The 18,757-nt window shown below is 62.0% G+C and carries 16 protein-coding genes; 11 read left to right on the top strand and 5 right to left on the bottom strand.

Features of this window, described 5'->3' with window-relative positions; all coding sequences use genetic code 11:
• Positions 1-304 precede the first annotated feature (304 nt).
• From WFR25_RS15675 to WFR25_RS15640, 8 genes are all read left to right on the top strand, one after another.
• On the top strand, positions 305-469 hold the full coding sequence (locus WFR25_RS15675; RefSeq protein WP_184147464.1) for a hypothetical protein: 165 nt from the start codon (positions 305-307) through the stop codon (positions 467-469).
• 199 nt (positions 470-668) lie between these two features.
• A complete protein-coding gene (locus WFR25_RS15670; protein WP_336972200.1) occupies positions 669-1,217 on the top strand; it encodes a hypothetical protein in 549 nt (182 codons plus the stop codon).
• A gap of 68 nt (positions 1,218-1,285) precedes the next feature.
• Complete coding sequence (locus tag WFR25_RS15665) at positions 1,286-1,702, top strand: hypothetical protein (protein WP_336972198.1); 417 nt, start codon at positions 1,286-1,288, stop codon at positions 1,700-1,702.
• Positions 1,695-2,339 carry an antitoxin of toxin-antitoxin stability system gene (locus WFR25_RS15660; protein WP_336972197.1) on the top strand — a complete coding sequence of 215 codons (645 nt, stop codon included), beginning with the start codon at positions 1,695-1,697 and terminating at the stop codon, positions 2,337-2,339. Before WFR25_RS15665 ends, WFR25_RS15660 begins: the two co-directional genes overlap by 8 nt.
• A 147-nt stretch (positions 2,340-2,486) precedes the next feature.
• Positions 2,487-6,809, top strand: a complete 4,323-nt coding sequence (locus WFR25_RS15655; protein ID WP_336972196.1) for a strawberry notch family protein — start codon at positions 2,487-2,489, stop codon at positions 6,807-6,809.
• A complete protein-coding gene (locus WFR25_RS15650) occupies positions 6,809-7,852 on the top strand; it encodes a DUF7146 domain-containing protein (RefSeq protein WP_336972195.1) in 1,044 nt (347 codons plus the stop codon). Before WFR25_RS15655 ends, WFR25_RS15650 begins: the two co-directional genes overlap by 1 nt.
• Positions 7,853-8,161: 309 nt before the next feature.
• Entirely contained in the window at positions 8,162-9,088 is a 927-nt protein-coding gene (locus tag WFR25_RS15645) for a DUF2493 domain-containing protein (protein ID WP_336972193.1), read from the top strand.
• A 152-nt stretch (positions 9,089-9,240) separates the two neighbouring features.
• Entirely contained in the window at positions 9,241-9,681 is a 441-nt protein-coding gene (locus tag WFR25_RS15640) for a hypothetical protein (protein ID WP_336972190.1), read from the top strand.
• 119 nt (positions 9,682-9,800) lie between these two features.
• On the opposite strand, the gene WFR25_RS15635 is transcribed toward WFR25_RS15640, so the two are convergent.
• Genes WFR25_RS15635 through WFR25_RS15625 form a run of 3 tightly spaced genes read right to left on the bottom strand, consistent with a single transcriptional unit; the run spans position 9,801 to position 14,669 of the window.
• Positions 9,801-11,600, bottom strand: coding sequence for an ATP-dependent helicase (locus WFR25_RS15635; protein WP_336972189.1), 1,800 nt, complete (start codon positions 11,598-11,600; stop codon positions 9,801-9,803).
• A gap of 1 nt (position 11,601) precedes the next feature.
• The gene (locus WFR25_RS15630; RefSeq protein ID WP_336972188.1) at positions 11,602-13,737 is read right to left on the bottom strand and encodes an ATP-dependent nuclease; all 2,136 of its coding nucleotides are present in this window, start codon (positions 13,735-13,737) and stop codon (positions 11,602-11,604) included.
• Between the two features lie 32 nt (positions 13,738-13,769).
• A complete protein-coding gene (locus WFR25_RS15625) occupies positions 13,770-14,669 on the bottom strand; it encodes a 3'-5' exonuclease (protein WP_336972187.1) in 900 nt (299 codons plus the stop codon).
• A 1,196-nt stretch (positions 14,670-15,865) separates the two neighbouring features.
• Between WFR25_RS15625 and WFR25_RS15620 the strand changes: the two genes are divergently transcribed.
• Complete coding sequence (locus WFR25_RS15620; RefSeq protein ID WP_336972186.1) at positions 15,866-16,192, top strand: DUF736 domain-containing protein; 327 nt, start codon at positions 15,866-15,868, stop codon at positions 16,190-16,192.
• A 93-nt stretch (positions 16,193-16,285) separates the two neighbouring features.
• Here the strand turns inward: WFR25_RS15620 and WFR25_RS15615 are convergent, their stop codons facing one another.
• On the bottom strand, positions 16,286-17,527 hold the full coding sequence (locus tag WFR25_RS15615) for a type II toxin-antitoxin system HipA family toxin (protein ID WP_336972185.1): 1,242 nt from the start codon (positions 17,525-17,527) through the stop codon (positions 16,286-16,288).
• Positions 17,505-17,825: a helix-turn-helix domain-containing protein gene (locus tag WFR25_RS15610; protein ID WP_336972183.1), complete on the bottom strand. Its 321-nt coding sequence runs from the start codon at positions 17,823-17,825 to the stop codon at positions 17,505-17,507. The genes WFR25_RS15615 and WFR25_RS15610 overlap by 23 nt, the downstream gene beginning before the upstream one ends.
• Before the next feature lie 320 nt (positions 17,826-18,145).
• On the opposite strand from WFR25_RS15610, the gene WFR25_RS15605 reads away from it, so the two are divergent.
• Positions 18,146-18,412 (top strand): helix-turn-helix domain-containing protein, encoded by a 267-nt coding sequence (locus WFR25_RS15605; protein ID WP_336972182.1) that lies wholly within the window; start codon positions 18,146-18,148, stop codon positions 18,410-18,412.
• 60 nt (positions 18,413-18,472) lie between these two features.
• Entirely contained in the window at positions 18,473-18,748 is a 276-nt protein-coding gene (locus WFR25_RS15600) for a DNA -binding domain-containing protein (protein WP_336972181.1), read from the top strand.
• Positions 18,749-18,757 lie beyond the last annotated feature (9 nt).

Here is an 18,757-nt window from a genome sequence, read left to right as displayed (position 1 = left end):
GGCCTAAAGGGAACACAATCCTGATGCCAGCATGGCGGCAAGGCTGGCGCGGCAGAGCATCTGCGATGGGTATCCGACACCTGTCAGATGCGATGAACCACCCCCGCTTCCATTCGCAAACCTTGGTCCGATCCGTCTCTTCATCAATCAACCCGTAAAGGGTCGGCTTACGCGCACGTGCCGCCCTCGGGGATTCGGAAAAGAGTCCGAACGCCCTCGGGTGATTGCAGATCCGGTCAGACACTTCGGGCGCCTGTCGCGCGGGGGATGGTCCCCCGCCTCCCAAAGACAGGAGCCGGAACCCATGTCCTATGCAGATGCTACCGCCTTTGCCGCCAGCCTCGCCGCCACGCTGTTGGTTTCGATCGTCGTGTTCCAGGCCGGAGACGGCACTCACGCCGCTTGCCCCGCCGCCGAATTCGACGGCGACGACGACATGGTGAAGCTGGAGTTGGACCCGTGGGCATAAGGCGCGAAAGCGCCTCATCCCCGACGGCCCGGTGCGCGGTGAACCCGCGACCGGGCCGTCAGCCCTGCGATGGTCGCCCATCGCCGGCAGCGGAACCGGGGACGGCCCCGGTCAGAGAGGAAGAGTGCGGGCCGTTCGGCCGTGACGGGTTGAAGGCTGGAGAGAGAGGCTTTCCGGCGCCCGTCATGGAGTGATCCCGATGATCCTTTCCTGCCATGATACCTTCCGCCCGATCGGCCAGATACTGGCGACCGATGTGCTCCCCGCGCTCTACCGGGCCCAAAACCTGCCCCTGCGCATCTCCTGCCTCGGCGTGGCCAGCTATGACGCCGGTGATGATGCCGACAGTTTCGACCGCATGATCCCGCTTGGGGAATGCCCCTCACCGGAAGAAGCCATGCGTTTCGCGGCCCTGCGTCTGTCGCGGGGCGACGTTTGCACCGGGCCGGACAGCTTCCCCCATTTCCGCCCGCGCATCATGCTCATCCAGGACCGCGATCATGGATTGGTCCTCGCCGGCGAAATCCGCGTCAACGTCATTCTTTGGCAACAGCCTGTCGCTTCGGACGCCGAGGCCCGCCGGATTGTCACCGAGGCCAGCCGGTTGCGCGGCCTTGCCTTCAGGACGTCCGCGCCTGCCGAGGCTCGTGAGCTTCGCTACCGGGCCGCAGCGCTGGAAACCCGGCTGGTCGATCCCTTCTGGCGCGAAGCCGCGGCTGAGCTGCTCCGCCTGCCGCAGGCCGCCTGAGTTTCACCTGTTCCATCCATCCATTCGGCCCGGTCGCGCATCGGGCCTTGTCATGTCTGGAGACCGTCATGGCCGACTATTACACCCATTTCTCCTGCCTGCTCGACGTGAGCACCCCCGAAAACGCCGCTCGTGCGCTCGACCTCTACAACGCGCTGGCGGGTGAAAATGCCGCAGAAGATCCGCCCTCGGACGGATTCCTGCTCTCGATTCAGCCCGAACATGGCGGCACGCAGCTCTGGATGCGCGATGACGTCACCGGCGATCCCGAGCACGTCATCCAGTTCGTCAAACGCTGCGCGAAAGCGTTCGGCCTGACCGGTTTGTGGGGGATGCAATACGCCAACAGCTGTTCGAAGCCCCGTATCGACGGGTTTGGAGGAGGGGCGCATGTCCTCGACCTCGCCACAGGCGAGACGGTGGACTGGGTCTATACCGATGGCTGGCTTTCCACCGTGCTTGAGGGAGGCGATCCCCATGCCTGATGTCATTGAAACCACCGTCTATCGCCTCAACGAACTATCCGATGCGGCGAAGGGCAAGGCCCGCGCCTGGTATCGCGAAGGCGGCTTCGACTACGAATGGTACGATGCCGTCTATGAGGATTTCCAGCGCATTGCGGAAATCCTTGGCCTGGATCTTAAGACCCGAACCGTCCGGCTCATGGGCGGCGGCACCCGGCAGGCACCCTGCATCTGGTTCCGGGGCTTCTGGAGCCAAGGGGACGGCGCGTGTTTTGAGACCTTCTATGCCCACCAGAAAGGCGCCCCGCACAGGATCAGGGAATATGCGCCGAAGGACACCGAGCTGCACCGGATCGCCGATGCCTTGCAGGCGATCCAGCGACGCAACTTCTACCAGCTTCGCGCCGAGGCCAGCCATCGCGGCCTCTATTATCACGAATATAGCATGGCAATCGCGGTCGAGCGCGATAGTCCGACATATCAGGACATGACCGCCGATGCCGAGGAGACGGTTATCGAGGCGCTGCGTGATCTGGCGCGCTGGCTCTATAGCCAGCTTGAGCGCGAATATGACTGCCTGTCTTCGGCCGCGGCGGTCGATGAGACCATCTCCGCAAATGAATACACCTTCACCGAGGCCGGTCGCCGCTTCGGGTGATGATGAAAGCGCCCCACCATCCGGTTGGGGCGCTTTTTTCATGTTGCCGTTCGAGAGCCAGAGGGGGGCCGGAAGGGGTTAAGTCCGGGCGGTTGAGAGAGAGCGCTGTCCGGGCTTGTCCCTCCCGCTCTCCCGAGGTTTCCCGACATGAACATGGTGTTCCCCGTGGCCGATCCGATCACGCCGCTGGCGGCTGCGCCCGCGATCCTGACTACCGCCAGTCTTCTGCTTCCCCATATTGAGCGCGGCGAGCGCATCGACGCCGCAACGCTGCGCGCTGCGATGGAAACGGCTTTCGGCGCGTCCGATGCGACCGGCACCTGGGACTGGAAACTGGCCTATGAGGCGTGCGAGGTCGCCACAGTGCTGTTCCTGCGCAAATACGGAAAAGCACTTTTCCGTAAAGCCGATTCTCCGGCTGCACGGGCTTGCGTACTGGCGAAGATCGCGGGGTTGTTGCCCACGCAGACCCGCCGTTCTGAGGAAAGCCAGAATTTCCAGCAGTTCTCGACGCCGATCCCGCTCGGCCTTGCCGCTCTGACGGCGGCTGCGATCACGCCTGATGACAGGGTGCTGGAACCGTCCGCAGGCACTGGCCTTCTGGCGATCCTCGCGCAGACCGCTGGAGGTTCGCTAATCCTCAACGAACTGGCCGAGACCCGCGCCGATCTTCTTGGCCATCTCTTTCCGGCCTTTCCCGTCACCCGGTTCGATGCCGCACAGATCGACGATCATCTGGCAGCAGAGGCCGTGCCGTCCGTTGTGCTGATGAACCCGCCATTCTCGGTCATGGCCAATGTGACCGGTCGCGTGGCCGATGCCGCTTACCGACATGTCGCTTCGGCGCTGGCCCGTCTTGCCCCCGGCGGGAGGCTGGTCACGATCACCGGCGCTGGCTTCAGCCCCGAAGCCCCGGCGTGGCGGGACGCTTTCATCCGCCTGCAGGAACGCGGGCGCGTCGTTTTCACCGCCGCCATCGATGGTGCTGTCTATGCAAAGCACGGCACCAGCATCGACACGCGGTTGACCGTGATCGACAAACTGCCCGCCGACGATCCGGCCAGCTTTCCGGACTCGCCGGGCATTGCGCCCGATATCGCAGCCCTCGTCAGCTGGATCGAGGGACAAGTTCCGCCGCGCATGTCGGTCGCTCTACCAAAACTTGCCGTATCGGCCCCGGTCGCTGCGGCGAAGACCGTGCGCGGCTATCTCGCGCGCTCGGCAGCTTCCCGGTCTGTCGCTGCGCCGGCCAATGATCCGGAGGGCGTGGAACTTGCCTATGAGACCGTAAACTGGGCGCCGCCCGAAGGCGCACATCTGTCGGATGCGATCTACGAGGAATATGCGCTGCAATCCTTACGCATCCTCGGCGCGCAGCCGCATCCGACCAAGCTGGTGCAATCCGCCGCCATGGCCTCGGTCGCACCGCCCAAGCCCTCCTACCGGCCCATGCTGCCCGCCGACATCTGCGCACGTCTGTCCGACGCCCAGCTTGAGACCGTGATCTATGCCGGTGAGGCCCATGCCGATCATCACGCCGGCGCCTGGACCGTGGACGAGCATTTCGACAATGTGAGCGCTGCGCCAGACAATGCTACCGGTTCTGTCCGGTTTCGCCGGGGCTTCATGCTCGGTGATGGTACCGGCGCGGGTAAAGGCCGCCAGTCTGCCGCGATCATCCTCGACAACTGGCTGCGCGGACGGCGCAAGGCGGTCTGGATCTCCAAATCCGACAAGCTGATTGAGGATGCGCAACGTGACTGGTCGGCGCTCGGCATGGAACGGCTGCTGGTCACACCGCTCTCGCGCTTCCCGCAGGGGAAGACGATCACGCTGTCGGAAGGCGTCCTGTTCACCACCTATGCCACGCTGCGCTCCGATGACCGGGGTGAGAAGGTTTCCCGCGTGCGTCAGATCGTCGATTGGCTGGGTTCCGAATTCGATGGAACCATCATCTTCGACGAGAGCCATGCCATGCAGAATGCCGGCGGCGGGAAGGGAGAACGTGGCGACGTCGCCGCCTCACAGCAAGGACGCGCGGGTCTGCGCCTTCAGCATGCCTTGCCCGATGCCCGCGTGGTCTATGTCTCGGCGACCGGCGCCACCACCGTCCACAATCTCGCCTATGCGCAGCGGCTCGGTCTCTGGGGCGGTGAGGATTTCCCCTTCGCGACCAGGGCGGAATTCGTCGAAGCGATCGAAGCTGGCGGCGTGGCCGCGATGGAAGTTCTGGCTCGCGATCTACGGTCCCTCGGTCTCTATACCTCCCGGTCGCTCTCCTATGATGGCGTCGAATATGAACTGGTCGAGCACCAGCTCACCCACGAACAGCGCCGCATCTATGACGCCTATGCCGGGGCCTTCGCCGTCATTCACAACAATCTCGACGCGGCCATGGAGGCCGCGAACATCACCGGCAGCGAGGGGACGCTGAACCGGCAGGCCAAATCCGCCGCGCGTTCGGCTTTCGAGAGCACGAAGCAGCGCTTCTTCGGTCATCTGCTCACGTCCATGAAGACGCCGACCCTGACCCGGTCCATCGAGGCCGATCTGGAAGCGGGCCATGCCGCTGTGATCCAGATCGTCTCAACCGGCGAGGCACTGATGGAGCGGCGGCTGGCCGAGATCCCGACCGATGAATGGAATGACATTTCCGTGGATGTCACGCCGAGGGAGTATGTAGGATCGTATTTGCAGCATTCCTTCCCGGTGCAGCTCTATGAGCCGTTCACCGACGGCGACGGGAACCTCTCGTCACGGCCGGTTTTCCGCGACGGTCAGCCGGTGGAATGCCGCGAAGCCGTCGCCCGGCGCAATGAAATGCTTGAACAACTGGGCTCACTGCCACCCGTGCCGGGAGCGCTCGATCAGATCGTGCAGCGTTTCGGCACAGATATGGTGGCGGAAGTCACGGGCCGTTCGCGGCGGATTGTTCGTCGCGGTGAAGGCGGGGCTGCACGCCTGGCGGTCGAGAACCGCGCGCCTTCCGCAAATCTCGCCGAAACTTCGGCCTTCATGGATGACCAGAAGCGCATCCTCGTGTTCAGCGATGCTGGCGGCACCGGGCGCAGCTATCACGCCGAACTCTCGGCGCGGAACCAGCGGCTCAGGGTACATTACCTGCTGGAACCGGGCTGGAAGGCGGATGCCGCCATTCAGGGGCTGGGGCGCACCAACCGTACCAATCAGGCGCAGCCGCCCTTGTTCCGGCCTATCGCCACGGACGTCAAAGCGGAGAAGCGGTTCCTCAGCACGATTGCCCGCCGCCTCGATACGCTCGGCGCAATCACGCGCGGCCAGCGCCAGACCGGCGGCCAGGGCCTGTTCCGGCCCGAGGATAATCTGGAATCCACCTATGCCCGTGATGCTCTGCGCCAACTCTACCTGCTGATCGTGCGCGGTAAGGTCGATGGGTGCTCGCTGGAACGCTTCGAGACCGCAACGGGCCTGAAGCTGATGGACAGCAATGGCGTGAAGGACGATCTGCCGCCGATCACCACGTTCCTCAACCGGCTGTTGGCCCTGACCATCGAGCTTCAGGGCATCCTGTTTTCAGCCTTCGAGCAGCTTCTACAAGCCCGGATCGACGGGGCGATTGCTTCGGGCACCTATGACATGGGGCTGGAAACGCTTCGGGCCGAAAGCTTCAACGTCACCGATCGGCAGGTAATCCACACCCATCCCGGCACCGGAGCGGAGACACGGCTCCTGACCGTCACCGAGCGCAAGCGCAACCAGCCGGTGATGCTGGATGCAGCACTGGCCGAACTGGATGATCCGCGCGCGAAGCTGCTGGTCAACGAGCGCTCTGGCCGCGCTGCCGTACAGATCCCGACCACCAGCGTCATGCTGGACGATGGCGAGATCGAACGGCGCGTTCGGCTGATCCGGCCCATGGAGGCAATGAACATCCCCATCCGCATGATGGGCGAAACCCATTGGATCGAGGTCGACTGTGCCGCTTTCGCCTCGGCCTGGACCGCAGAGCTGGCCGAAGTGCCGGAGTTCACCGACAATATCCTGCATATGGTGACGGGGCTCTTGCTGCCGATCTGGAAACGTCTGCCGCAGGATTCCTCCCGCGTCTATCGTCTCCAGAGCGATGAAGGCGAGCGCATCATCGGTCGCCGTGTCTCCCCCGCATGGGCTGCCAATGCTTCGACCAGCGGCGTCAACAGTAACATCACGCCCGATGCCGCCTATGCCGCTCTGCTCGAAGGCCGGACCATCCTCGATCTGGCAGAGGGACTGCAACTGCGCCGTGTCCTCGTCATGGGCGCGAACCGTATCGAGCTGACCGGCTTCACCGACGCGATGCGGGATCGGCTGCGGGCTTACGGCCTCTTCAGCGAGATTATCTCGTGGAAACTGCGCTTCTTCGTGCCGGTGGGGGCATCCGGGCCGGAGATCACCGGCAAGCTCTTCGGCCGCTTCCCGGTCGAGCGCATTGGTGAGCGGGAGGCAGCGTAATGGCGCGTCTCAACGCCACCGAACTGGCGCAGCGTCTCGGCCGACAGGCCGAGGCGGTGTGCCGCCATTATCTGTCGAACGGCCGCAAGCAGGGCAACTACTGGCAGGTTGGCGATGTGCAGAACAATCCGGGCCGGTCGATGTTCGTTCGCCTTACCGGGCCGGAATCCGGCAAGGGGGCGGCCGGTAAATGGACCGATGCCCAAAGCGGTGAATATGGCGATCTGCTCGACGTCATCCGCGAAAGCCTCGGTCTGATCGACTTTGCCGACACTGCCGACGAAGCCCGGCGTTTCCTCAGCCTGCCGCATTCCGAACCGGAGCCGCAGGTGCATCGGTCCCGAACACCGCCCGCACCATCGGGATCATCCGAGGCAGCACGCAGGCTCTGGCGCATGACGCAGCCACTGATCAGCTCCGTCGCAGAAACGTATTTACGCCGACGCGGTATTACGGATTTACGCGGAACCGCAAATCTACGCTTTCATCCGAACTGCTACTGGCGGCCCGAGGGCGACGGTCTGACGCAAGCCTGGCCCGCCATGATCGCTGCGGTCACCGACCTCAATGGCAGGATCACCGGCGCGCACCGCACCTGGCTGACCCGCGACGGCTCCGGCAAGGCGCCTGTCGATCCGCCAAGGAAGGCAATGGGTGACCTGCTCGGGCACGCCGTCCGGTTTGGCGATATGCAGGATGTCATGGCAGCGGGGGAAGGCATCGAGACCATTCTGTCGCTGCGGCAGGCCGTGCCAATGATGCCGATGGTCTCCGCGCTCTCGGCCGGACATCTCACAGCCATCCTGTTCCCGCCACATCTGCGCAGGCTCTATATCGTCCGCGACAACGATCCGGCAGGTGACGGCGCGCGCGATTGCCTGGTGGACCGGGCGATCGAGGCCGGAATCGAGGCGATCACGCTCTCGCCCATGCTGGGGGACTTCAACGACGATCTTACCATCCGCGGGCTGGATGCGCTTGCGGCACAGATCCGGGTGCAGATTGCCCCCGAGGATGTCAGCCGTTTCATGGCCCTGACGTAGTAGCCGGCACCGGTGCCGTGATCGGGCAGGATCGATCCTGTCATGTGCGCGGGGCTGCACCACCATCGGCAGAGGACCGCGCCTTGGCCTTCTGAGAGGGCGATCGGCCCACAAACACTCCGGTCCGGCAATGGCGGCACCCGACTGATTTCCGTCGGCGGCAGAGCCGCCTTTACAGCGCGAAACAAATCAGCCGGGCTTTGCCATCAAGGCCCTCGCAAAGGGCTCGGGCTGCCAGACCGGAGCGCCCGTGGGCGTGTCTCGCCATGAAGGCCGCGACGGTCGCGGTCCAACCGAAGGACGCATCCCATGGACGCACATGACGAATTTGAACGCGATCACAGCACATCCCCGACCGGCCATGTCATCGAAGACCTCGAACTCTATGGCTACCGTCCCACCGAGGACGAGGCCGATCCCCGGATCACGCCCGAAGACAATGTCATCCAGGGCGCGGTCTCTGACATCTTCGACGCCCTAATTTCCACCATGGCCGACACCAGCCTCGATTTTGACCTCGACGAAATCCTCTGGTCCACCGTCAACACTTTCCACCGCGGCGTCGAACGTATCGAACGCAAACTCGACGATAACGAGCAAGCCCAGAAACGCCTTCAGCGCGAACAGGATGGCAGCGAGGTCAAATCCGTCCAGTTGGAGACCCTGATCGGCGCGGGTCAAAGCCTGATCGAGCGCCGCGACAGCATGGAGACCTTCCGCGACACCGCTGCCGACATCTATCTGCGCACCACCGGCACGCCCTGGTCACAGCGCTCCGGCTCACGGGTCAACCATCGCCAGATGACCTCGGCCATGATCGACAGCCGCGACTTCATCGCCGCCAAACGCCGGGCCGATAACGAGGTGCTGCTGCCCGCCGGACCGAAGATCGCCTTTTCGGGCGGCGACACCACCGATCACAAGACGATCTGGGCCAAGCTCGATCAGATCCATACCAAACACCCGGACATGGTGCTCATGCATGGTGGATCGCCGAAAGGCTCCGAGCGCATCGCGGCCACCTGGGCCAATAATCGCAAGGTCGCGCAGGTCGCCTTCAAGCCCGACTGGACAAAACACGCCAAGGCCGCGCCCTTCAAGCGCAACGACCAGATGCTTGGTATCATGCCGATCGGCGTCATCATCTTTCCCGGCACCGGCATTCAGGACAACCTGGCCGACAAGGCCCGCAAGATGGGCATCCCGGTCTATCGCTTCGGAACGGGCAGCGCGTGAGCGCTGCCTTTCCACTTCCTACGAGCCGGCTGGTTGAAACCACACCGATCATTCCGGCTCGCTCCGGCAGGCATGTTCATGCTATATTCTGCTTTGCGCCATGGTGGTGGTGGAAGGCGCAACCGTTCAATCCCTTGCACGGAGACACCACCATGATCGTTCTCGGAATCCTTGTTTCCATCGCGGCCATCGGCACCATGTGCTGGTTGCTGTTCAATCTCGCCGTCTTTGCCCTACCGTTCTTCCTCGGCTTGACCGCAGGCACCTGGGCCTATGGCACGGGTGCTGGCTGGCTTGGCGCGATTCTCGTTGGCCTCCTCGCTGCCGGCCTGACACTGGCTGTCGGTCAGGGCTTGCTCATGCTGATCCGCCCGATCTGGGCGCGGCTGCTAATCGCGCTGGCCTTTGTCGCTCCGGCTGGTGTTGCCGGGTTTCATGCGACGCTCGGTATCGTCAAACACATGATGCCGTCCGAGACGTGGCAAATTGTTTTCGCGGTTATCGGTGCGATCGCCGTGGGCGTCACGGCCTTCCTGCGCGTTGCAGGCATGGCGGCAACCGAGCCTGCGGACGGGAGCCTTGCGCGCATGTGAGGGAGGCAATGCCGTTGCGAAGAGCCCTTAGCTGTCGGTCGGCTGCTCACTTTGCATGTCTGCTTGCGACGGCCGGCCCCGAGATGATCGATGCGCGCGCCGGACGGCAGCAGGTCACTTCAGAACGGAGGCTGATTGTATTGAAAAGCGCACCCAACAAGAACGTCGGTCGGTTGATAGTCTCCGCTCCAACCGCGACTGCGACCACGCTCGGAAATCAGATGCAGGTTTTTGCGGGCGCGCGATGACACCACGTATACGAGCTTCTTTGCCGTCTCGATCTGTGCTGGGTCGTTGTAATGCGGGACCATTCCCTCCAGCAATCCATAGGCGATCACCGCGTCATACTCGGCTCCCTTGACCCCATGAATCGTCGAGACAGTGATACCGGTTCTACCCGCAAAGACCTTCCTGAACATCGCGACCTCGGCGATCGCCAGCGAGCCTTCTTTGACCAAGAGATCAACGCGCTTTTGGGAGCATTCGAAGAACGCTTCATGATGTTCTTTCAACGATGCAGATGCAATGTGATCGATGCTGAGCGCAGCGCATAACTGATCGAAGAACGCCCGGAGAAAGGCCAGACCATCGGTCTCGCCGATCGTGATTGCGTTGCACGTCCGCAGCAGCCTCTTGCGATCCAAACCTGCGGTGTCGACACCAGCGTCGTGGAGGCCAGCGATCACCTCGCCGGCCCATCGCATCCTGCGAACGTAAAGCTGCGGAGACGCTTCCGTCAGGATGATGCGAGAAAGCTTGTACCAGAAATTGTCGACGTCGCGCGCGAAGGGCACCATTCCCGGGCCGTCGAACGAATAGCCCGGCAGCGCTGCAACCAGACGCCGCGTCATGCTGGCGAGGTGAACCCACCGCGGTGCTACGATGCAGACTTCATGCGCCGCTATGCCCAGCGTTTCGACATTGTACGTGATGAGCCGGACCAGCTCGGCCTCGAGATCGTCGCGGTGCGTCTGTTGATCAAACGACACGACGCTCGCATAATCCTTGTTATGTCCGACCGCTTCGATCTTTGAGGCGAAAACATTGTAGTTGCCGAAATAGCGTACGATGCGCGCGGATGATCGGTAATTGTCCGACAGCTCCATCTCTTTGAACTGTATGCCGCACCGGGCGCCGAAATCTGCCGCTGTGATCGCATAGCCACCGAGCGAGCTATAGATTGCTTGGTTGGGATCTCCGACCACGAACGCGGACGCGCGACCTTGCGAGGCGTTCAGGATCGAGGCGAGGATCGCATATTGGATCTCCCTGGTGTCCTGAAACTCATCGACGAGGACGCACTCGAAGATGGAACCGAGCAACACGCTGATCGAGGGGTTCTTCTTGATCAGCTGAAAGGCGCAGAACAGAATAAGCTCGAAATCTATCTGCCTCGCGTCGCGAAGCCCTCGCCAATATGTCCTCAGCACATCCTTGATCGCCGGATGCTTGTCCGTCGCGGTACATGTGAGCGTGTAGCCGGTCGGCGTGAAATAATAAGCGCAGTCGTAGCGGCTGAGCTTCGTTCCCTTCACCTTGCTGCAAAGGTCGTCGAGCATCTGCTCGGTGTCATGTCCATTGATGACCCGAAACCCGTTCGCGAGTGCCGGGTAGTAAATCCCATAGGGTTTGAGGATCCACTCCAGGCAGAACGAATGGATGGTCCCGATCCAGAGCTGGCTCGTATCGACGCCGAGTTGCTCGATCCGTTCATGGATCTCGTCCGCAGCCCGGTGGGTATAGGTGATCGCGACGATGCGCCTCTTGTCCGATTTCAGTTCCGAGAGGAGACGCGCGATCTTGTAAGTGAGCGTCCGGGTTTTGCCGCTTCCGGGGCATGCGACGAGAAAGACGCTGCCCGGCTGTTCGATCGCCGACATCTGAGCGTCGTTGAGATCCTTCTTGTCCCAGACGAACACCTCAAAAGCTCGCGAGTATGACGTTGATGCCGTCGGCCGGGAACGCCGTGAGCATCTCGGATCGAACGCCGGCGAAGTCGATTTCGTCCCGGCTGTAGCGGTGGATCTGCTCGCGCATGCCGGCAATCGTTTCTGGCGCATTCATGTCCGACTGCGCGAGAACGCCGACCCGATACTCCAGCACGCTCGCCCACGTCTGCATCGTGACCGGCAGATGCGCCTGGAAAATCGCATCGAGGATATAATCCGGAATGACCGTTTCCGGGGTGATCATTCGACCGAGGATGATCGCAAACCAACCTTTGCCGGCGTAGCGGGCCATCGTCAGCGCGCGCGTCCCGAAGCGCGTGATATCGCCAGATTCCAGATCCTCCTTCGACACCGCGATCGTCCCAGCGTCTTTGTAGACGTCGCCGAGCACCGATACGACAGTCCCGGCGTTGCCGGCGGCCACGAAATCGACCTCAAATGTATGGTCGGCGAAATGGGCGGTGAGCCAGGGATTGCCGTCGCACAGCAGCTTGAGGGCCGCTTCTCGGCGGAGGCCTGCAACCTGTGACCCCAACGCCTTTTTCTTCGCTGCGATCTCGTCGTCATTGTCGAGCATGTCCTCGGCCGTGTCGATGAAGGCGCGATCGAGATCGGTGATGATCGCGCAGCGTTTGCGGATGCGATCATCGTGGAACAGGACCGCCACATTTTCGAAGCCGGTGCTGCGGATGTTGATCAGGCTGATGCCCAGCTCGTCGAGGCTCAGCCCGAAGACCTTCTTCACCAGAATGGGAATGAGGATTTCCTCGGCATCGCCTTCGACGAGCACCACGCTCTTTGCAAAGAGCAGATTGCTGCGGACCGCGTCGAGGTAGCGCTGGATGTTTCCTATCTGGCCCGAATCCAGACCCGCAGATGGCTGGAAGACCTCGCATCGTCCGCCCTGCCGACCCAGAATGTTGATATTTTCGACGTTGCTCACCTCGGAGATGTGCGTGGAATGGGTCGAATAAATGACCTGGGTGTCGTCATAGTTCAGGCGGTCGAACAGCGTCTTCTGAATATGGGTATGGATGTGCGCCTCCGGCTCCTCGATGACGAGGAAGTTGGCAAACGACTCCTTCTGTTTCTGATATTTGAACTCGAGCAGCTTCAACGTGAGGTAGATGAGGTTCGCGCCGCCCAGGCTGAGCTCATGGATCGCGCCTTCATATTGCTCTTCCGATTCGCCTACGAACAGCTTGAGCGACTGGAACAGACGGTCCGCCTCGTCGGACAGGTCGGAGCGGATCGAGAGGGAGCGCGGCGAATAGGTGCCTCCCGCCGCATCGGTGATGGTCTCGCGGATATCGGTGCGAATGGTCCCAACATCGGGCAATCCCTCGATGGCGTCGTTGAGCCCTTTGACCAACTCGCTGATCGGCTGGAAGCTCGCCGGATCGATCTCGCCACTCCTGCCCTTGAGCAAAGTGAGCAGCGGATTGGTCCGATTGTTCTGAAAATCGGCGACCACATCGCGCAGCGCCTGAACGAAGGTGAAGCACACCTCGCGCGAGATGGAGAGCATCCCAGGGATCACGCCCCCGATCGTGGGGTTCGTCAGCTCCTGGGGGAATTCAACCGCGTCGAAGTCGCCGACAAGTGCCTTATAGGTTGCCGCATCGAGGAAATCCGCGACGCTCTTGCCGGTGAATATCGTCTCGTAATCGTCGAGCGTGATCTTGGATCTGACGGCGGCAAGGCCGGCGGTGTCGCCAACGGGGAGGTCTCCGAGGTTCCGCCGGATTGCTACCTTGGGTCGAAAGATCAGATTGTAAGTCGCCTTGCCAATGGCGCCGTCCGCGATGTTGCCGGTGCCGTGCAGAAATAGAGACTGGATCGCCTCGTCCTGGGATACCTCGTCGAATTCGAGGCTGACGATTATCCAGTGGCCGCGCCAGTCGCCCAAGCCACGATGAAAGTCCTTCTCATCGAGCCGGTACGCCGACCGGAGCAAGGTGTCGTCGAGCAGGAGGCGGATCGCTCGGAACAGGTTGGTTTTGCCCGACCCGTTCTCGCCAATGATCGTGTTGACGCCCTTGTTGAAGACGACATTCGCTCGCTCGAAATTCCGGTAATTGACCAGCTGTAGTCTCGAAATGTGCACGAACGAAGTTCCCCCGTTTGATCCGCAGCCGGTTAGTTCTGCCTGTCTGAAAACCGATTGTAGGCGTCCATCCTGTGCACCAGCAGCTCGACGTCGCGCTGATAGATCTCCCTGCGAAGGAAGCTGATCTCCGCCTCGCGCTGAGCATCGTTGACGTCGATGTACCAGGCGCGTGGATTGGGGTTCCCGTCACCGTTCCAGCGATAGCCACGCGCCTTCAGCGCATCCTTCAGGTCGAACGGCGAATTCTCTGCCCAGATCCGCCAGGTCGGTAGACGCGCGGAATCGAGCAAGCTCGCGAGTGCGGTCGTGTTGGTGACGGGGAGATTCGATGCGAGCAGTTCGATCACGGCGCGGCAATCATGCTCGGCCCGGTGCCGATCGTAGAAGAAGCCCGCGCCAGCCGCGAGATAGTGGAGCTTCGTCCCCTCGAAGCCTTCGGTCGCCCAGTCGATCTGCGACATCGAGCATGCCCATGGTTTGGTCGTGAAAACCTCGCTCAGCCGCTCCGCGAAGCGCCGGTCAAACGCGGCATTGTGGGCGATCACGAGCGCGGCAGGACCTGCGAACGTGGCGACTTCGGCCACGTCGATTTTATGCCCGGCGACCATGGAATCGGTGATCCCAGTTATCCTGGTGATTTCGGCTGAGATCGGAGCACTGGGCTCCTGGAAGCGCTGGAATGTCTCCCCAATCTCGAACACGCGCCCGTCCAGGGAGTAGGTAAAGGGGATCATCGCCAACTCGATGATCTCATCCTTTTGGAGATCGAGCCCGGTGGTCTCCACGTCTATGAGGAGTGCTGACCTGGTCGGCGTGCCGTCTGGCGGAGTCACCGTCGATCGTGGCGACAGGCGCCGCTGGACGCGATAGTCGCCGCTCGCGCAGAGCAGCTTCGCCAATTCTTCCAGATTGGGTGTGGGCTCGTTCATCAAGCTTCGCTTCTAGCAAACCAACGTAGAGAAAGGCAGCGTTATAGTGGTAGCTCTTAGCTAGACTGCGCTCTCGAAGGGGATTGTCGGCGCGTCACTCCTGCCCGACTGAAGCAGCAATATGATTCCCAGTTCTGCTGCGCGAATGGCGCGGCACGATGGCGATGGGACCACTTTAGAGCGGCACGCCCATCGCCTTGGCCAGTGCCACAATGTCTAGGACATCAGTGCTCCAGAGTCGATCGACGAGAGCGATCTTTCGGCCCAAGCCGTCCCACCCTGATCGTTGCCTGCTTCACTATCGTCTTAAACGTCGGTCTGGCACAGGCGCGTTGTGGGATCAAAATAGCCGGACGGGCAAACGCGACGCTGCTATGCGGCCAATTCAACAGGTCTTTGCCGTTGAGTAGGCACCCGGCCGGGAGCTTCCCAGTCTCCGGCAATGTCGAGCTGACAGTCTGCTGGCAGCCCAGTTACTGTCACGCTGCGATGCCGGTCAGGCAACCGCTGAATGTCGCCTTCTGACAAGAGCTACCGTTCGACCTATCGCTCTGGAACGGCAGCATTGTCCCAATCCCTGCGCCGAGCGGCTATCCAATGTGGTGCGGGCAAGATGGTGGGGACGCCGTGTGCGCGCCTGTGGGCCGTTTATGGAATCGGATGCAGACACGGATAACTGCCATCTTCGCCAGGAGGCAGGCAGCGTTGGAGCGTAGATCCCGGATCGGTATTAGTCCGGACACGGCCAGAGTTAGATCGCTGGACGGGCAACGCCGATATGCGCGGGCAGGTCTGGGCCAGCCGGAGGCGTGGTTATTGGAGCAGGCCGGGAAGAAGGATGCGCATGGCCTGAAACGCAGGGCGTATATGCCGGTGGTTGCCGGTCTGGTCATCCTGATGGAGCCTCAATGTCGCCATGCCTCCGTTCAGCCCCCGTCTCAATCGCTCCAGACGGCCTCTTCAATGGCCTGATCTGGCCGAAGACCAGCGCAAGCGCTTCGACCGCTTTAACGCAACAGCTCCGTCACAACTTTCTTCCCCTGACGGCAGAGCCGCCATTCCTCGCGCGCCAAGAAAGTTTCTCCTATGCTGTCCAGCCCCCGCAAGCGGGGGTGCGCCAGCGTTCGTCTCCGGCCGGTCGATCGCCATAGAGGCCGCAATGGTGCGGGCTCGGAAACGGAAAACGGAGACTTACAATGGCAACCATCGGCACCTTCAAGAAGACCGGCTCGAACGAATTCACCGGCGAAATCGTCACCCTCAGCGTCCAGGCCAAGGGCGTGCGCATCATTCCCGAACTGCGCACCACCGGCGACAACGCCCCCAGCCATCGGGTCCTGGTCGGCCGCGCGGAGATCGGTGCCGCCTGGTCCAAGCGCTCGAATGAGGGCCGCGAGTATCTGGGCCTCAAGCTGGACGATCCGAGCTTCAACGCCCCGATCTACGCCAACCTCTTCGACGACGAGGATGGCGAGAGCCACTCGCTCATCTGGTCCCGCCCCAACGGTCGCCGCAGCGACTGACACGGGCAGAAGGCCCCGGTCGCAAGACCGGGGCCTTCCCATATCCAATGGAAAGACCAGTTCGCTCACGGCATTTGCCCGGGCAAAATCGGCTCAGCCGGTCAGGATCGGAAGCATGGCTTTCACATGGGCGTCGATCCGCTCCAGCACTGCCGAGGGAACGGCCTCGCGTTCTGGCAGGGTCCACCACTGCGCATCGATGCGTTTCACCGTCTCGGCTACGGCTTTGAGGACGGCCGGCTCGGGAAGCCGTGCCCGGTTGGCAAACGTCTTCCAGCGGGCTGGCGTCAGACCCTTGAATGCCCGCTCGCCGCCGAGTGACAGCGCCAACCCATCGGCGGGAAGATAGGGAACGGTCGAAAGCATGTCGTAGATTGGCGCAAGGGCGGGCGTGCCGCCATCGCCCGGATAGATCAGTGACCAGTTCTTGAGGTGCATATCGCCATTGCCCATGACCACCGAAAAGGTCAGCCGCCGGACAAACTCCAGTGCGGCAAAGGGCGAGATTGCCACGTTCAGCACAGATGCGATGTCGTGAGAGGCCGCTCCGTCATATTTGCGGGCAGGATACAGGCCGAAGACCTGCGCGAAATCCTCGATATGGATGCGCTGTCCATCGGTTCCACGATCGAAGCGCCGAACCAGCAGGATCAATCCCTCGGCGAGGGTCTCGAACTCTTCGGGAATACCCTCGAACTGGTCGCGGCCGACCAGCTCCCGCTCGGGCACGTCCATGCCGATGGCTTCGGCAAGCGCAAGGTTCGCGAACTCGTTCTCCGACACACCCGGAAAGGCCGTGGACGGGAACTTGGCGATATATTGCCCTTCGCCATCACCGAGCGGCAAGGTCAGGCCGCCGCCCTTGCCGGTGTTCTTCATCACCGAGAGCTTCATCTGCACGCCCGCCAGCGAAAAGCGCGCTTTCGGCTTGTCCGGGGACGTCGCCGTAGCGGCACCCGGTTGGCCGTCACTGGGCAGAACCCGCACTGCGCCCGGTAGATCCGCTCCTAGAGCCGCGAGGAGATCGAAATCATTCCCCGACCGAACATGGGCGGCGTGGTGCTTTTCCATCGCCTCGCGCAGCCTGTCTTCGGGCAGGAGATTGGCGAAGAACGGCGGCAACGCGCCTGCGACAGGGCGCGGATCTTTGCGCAGGCCCCCCGTAGCGGCACGCAACGACAAGCTCAGAACCGGGTAACCTCCTGTGGCGCGGTACGCCGGGTCAAGGCTGAAAGCGTTGAAGTCACCTGGTGTTCTGACGATCGTGCCAACCCTTACATTGTTCAGGAACACGTCCAGTGACGGGATGGTCTCAGCGGTGCGGGCGGCTATCATCGTCGCTCTCCGGTTGCGGGCTGAACGCTGGGCGATCATCCTCGGTCTCTGGGTGCAAGAGCGCTTCGATGGCAGGCACCATCGCCTGGGGAACGAGCATCATTTCCAGACCGAGCGCTCGGGCAATATTGATCAGGGTCGTGGTCCGCGCTGCCGCCGCACCCGTCTCGATGTCACGGTAGCGCGGCCGCGAAATACCGGAGAGATCCGCTACCTGCTCCTGCGTGAGTCGGGCCGCCAGCCGGGCGCGGCGAAAATGGTCGCCGATCGCTCCCAACGTTTCTGCTTCCACCTTCATGTGATGCCTTTGCAGATCATTTCTACGACATTGATCTGGACACGTATCATGCTCTATGGAAAATGCCAAGAGTATGATCTGCAAACATATCATTATCACTAGCAGTGGATCGTTTAGGGATCATTCGACGGCTGATCAGCGCCGAAGCCCTTAAAAAGGGCCGCACCCGGGCATGCAAACGAATCAGGCGGCCCGCGTGTTGCCTCGTGCAAATAACCTTCTGGCCAGATTCGACGAATTCATGTGGCGTATTGGACATGGACGACTAAAATAGCCGTAGTTCTGGAATGCGCGCCGGTCGCGATGGGAGGTGATCATGCATGATCACCGCTCGACAGTCGCGGGCCGCACGCGCGTTACTGGGTTGGACGCAGGAGACGCTCGCTGACAAGGCCCGAATATCGCTGACTGCCCTGAAGCGCCTTGAGTCCGAGAGCCGGCTCAAGGTGTATGAGACAACGCGGGATCAGGTACGCCGGGCGCTTGAAGCAGCAGGGATTGTTCTCTTGTCCACGGATCGCGGGCAAGGAGTGTTGCTAGTTCATGGCCAAGACGAGAAGAGACACCGACAGATCTACGACGGCTGATTGGCGCAGGCCCCATCATCGATCTGCGGCGGGGGCCTGTGTCTTGCGGCGATCCTCGACATGACATCTGCGGCCCCCTCCTTCGACGACATTGCGCCCATTAGCGACGAGCTCACCGAGTATGATCGCGCGCATATCAAGCTTTATATGCGGCTACTCGATGCCGCCGACGATGGCGCGGAATGGACCGAAGCCGTTAATGTGCTGTTCGGTATCGACCCTGTTCAGGAACCCGAGCGCGCCCGGCAAGTCCATGACAGCCATCTGGCACGGGCGCGCTGGATGACGCAGAGCGGCTATCGCCAGCTGCTCCACCGTCCGACGGATCGCGGCTGACATCGGCGC

The sequence above is a fragment of the Sphingobium aromaticiconvertens genome (assembly GCF_037154075.1).
GTDB lineage: Bacteria > Pseudomonadota > Alphaproteobacteria > Sphingomonadales > Sphingomonadaceae > Sphingobium > Sphingobium aromaticiconvertens.
Note: the sequence above shows the minus strand (reverse complement) of the source record. Positions and strands in the feature narration are given on the sequence as shown.

Bases quoted from the DNA above. Each gene is read 5' to 3' on its own strand.
- WFR25_RS15675 (WP_184147464.1), top strand. From the start codon at position 305: ATGTCCTATGCAGATGCTACCGCCTTTGCCGCCAGCCTCGCCGCCACG.
- WFR25_RS15670 (WP_336972200.1), top strand. From the start codon at position 669: ATGATCCTTTCCTGCCATGATACCTTCCGCCCGATCGGCCAGATACTG.
- WFR25_RS15665 (WP_336972198.1), top strand. From the start codon at position 1,286: ATGGCCGACTATTACACCCATTTCTCCTGCCTGCTCGACGTGAGCACC.
- WFR25_RS15660 (WP_336972197.1), top strand. From the start codon at position 1,695: ATGCCTGATGTCATTGAAACCACCGTCTATCGCCTCAACGAACTATCC.
- WFR25_RS15655 (WP_336972196.1), top strand. From the start codon at position 2,487: ATGAACATGGTGTTCCCCGTGGCCGATCCGATCACGCCGCTGGCGGCT.
- WFR25_RS15650 (WP_336972195.1), top strand. From the start codon at position 6,809: ATGGCGCGTCTCAACGCCACCGAACTGGCGCAGCGTCTCGGCCGACAG.
- WFR25_RS15645 (WP_336972193.1), top strand. From the start codon at position 8,162: ATGGACGCACATGACGAATTTGAACGCGATCACAGCACATCCCCGACC.
- WFR25_RS15640 (WP_336972190.1), top strand. From the start codon at position 9,241: ATGATCGTTCTCGGAATCCTTGTTTCCATCGCGGCCATCGGCACCATG.
- WFR25_RS15625 (WP_336972187.1), bottom strand. From the start codon at position 14,669: ATGAACGAGCCCACACCCAATCTGGAAGAATTGGCGAAGCTGCTCTGC.
- WFR25_RS15620 (WP_336972186.1), top strand. From the start codon at position 15,866: ATGGCAACCATCGGCACCTTCAAGAAGACCGGCTCGAACGAATTCACC.
- WFR25_RS15615 (WP_336972185.1), bottom strand. From the start codon at position 17,527: ATGATAGCCGCCCGCACCGCTGAGACCATCCCGTCACTGGACGTGTTC.
- WFR25_RS15610 (WP_336972183.1), bottom strand. From the start codon at position 17,825: ATGAAGGTGGAAGCAGAAACGTTGGGAGCGATCGGCGACCATTTTCGC.
- WFR25_RS15605 (WP_336972182.1), top strand. From the start codon at position 18,146: ATGATCACCGCTCGACAGTCGCGGGCCGCACGCGCGTTACTGGGTTGG.
- WFR25_RS15600 (WP_336972181.1), top strand. From the start codon at position 18,473: ATGACATCTGCGGCCCCCTCCTTCGACGACATTGCGCCCATTAGCGAC.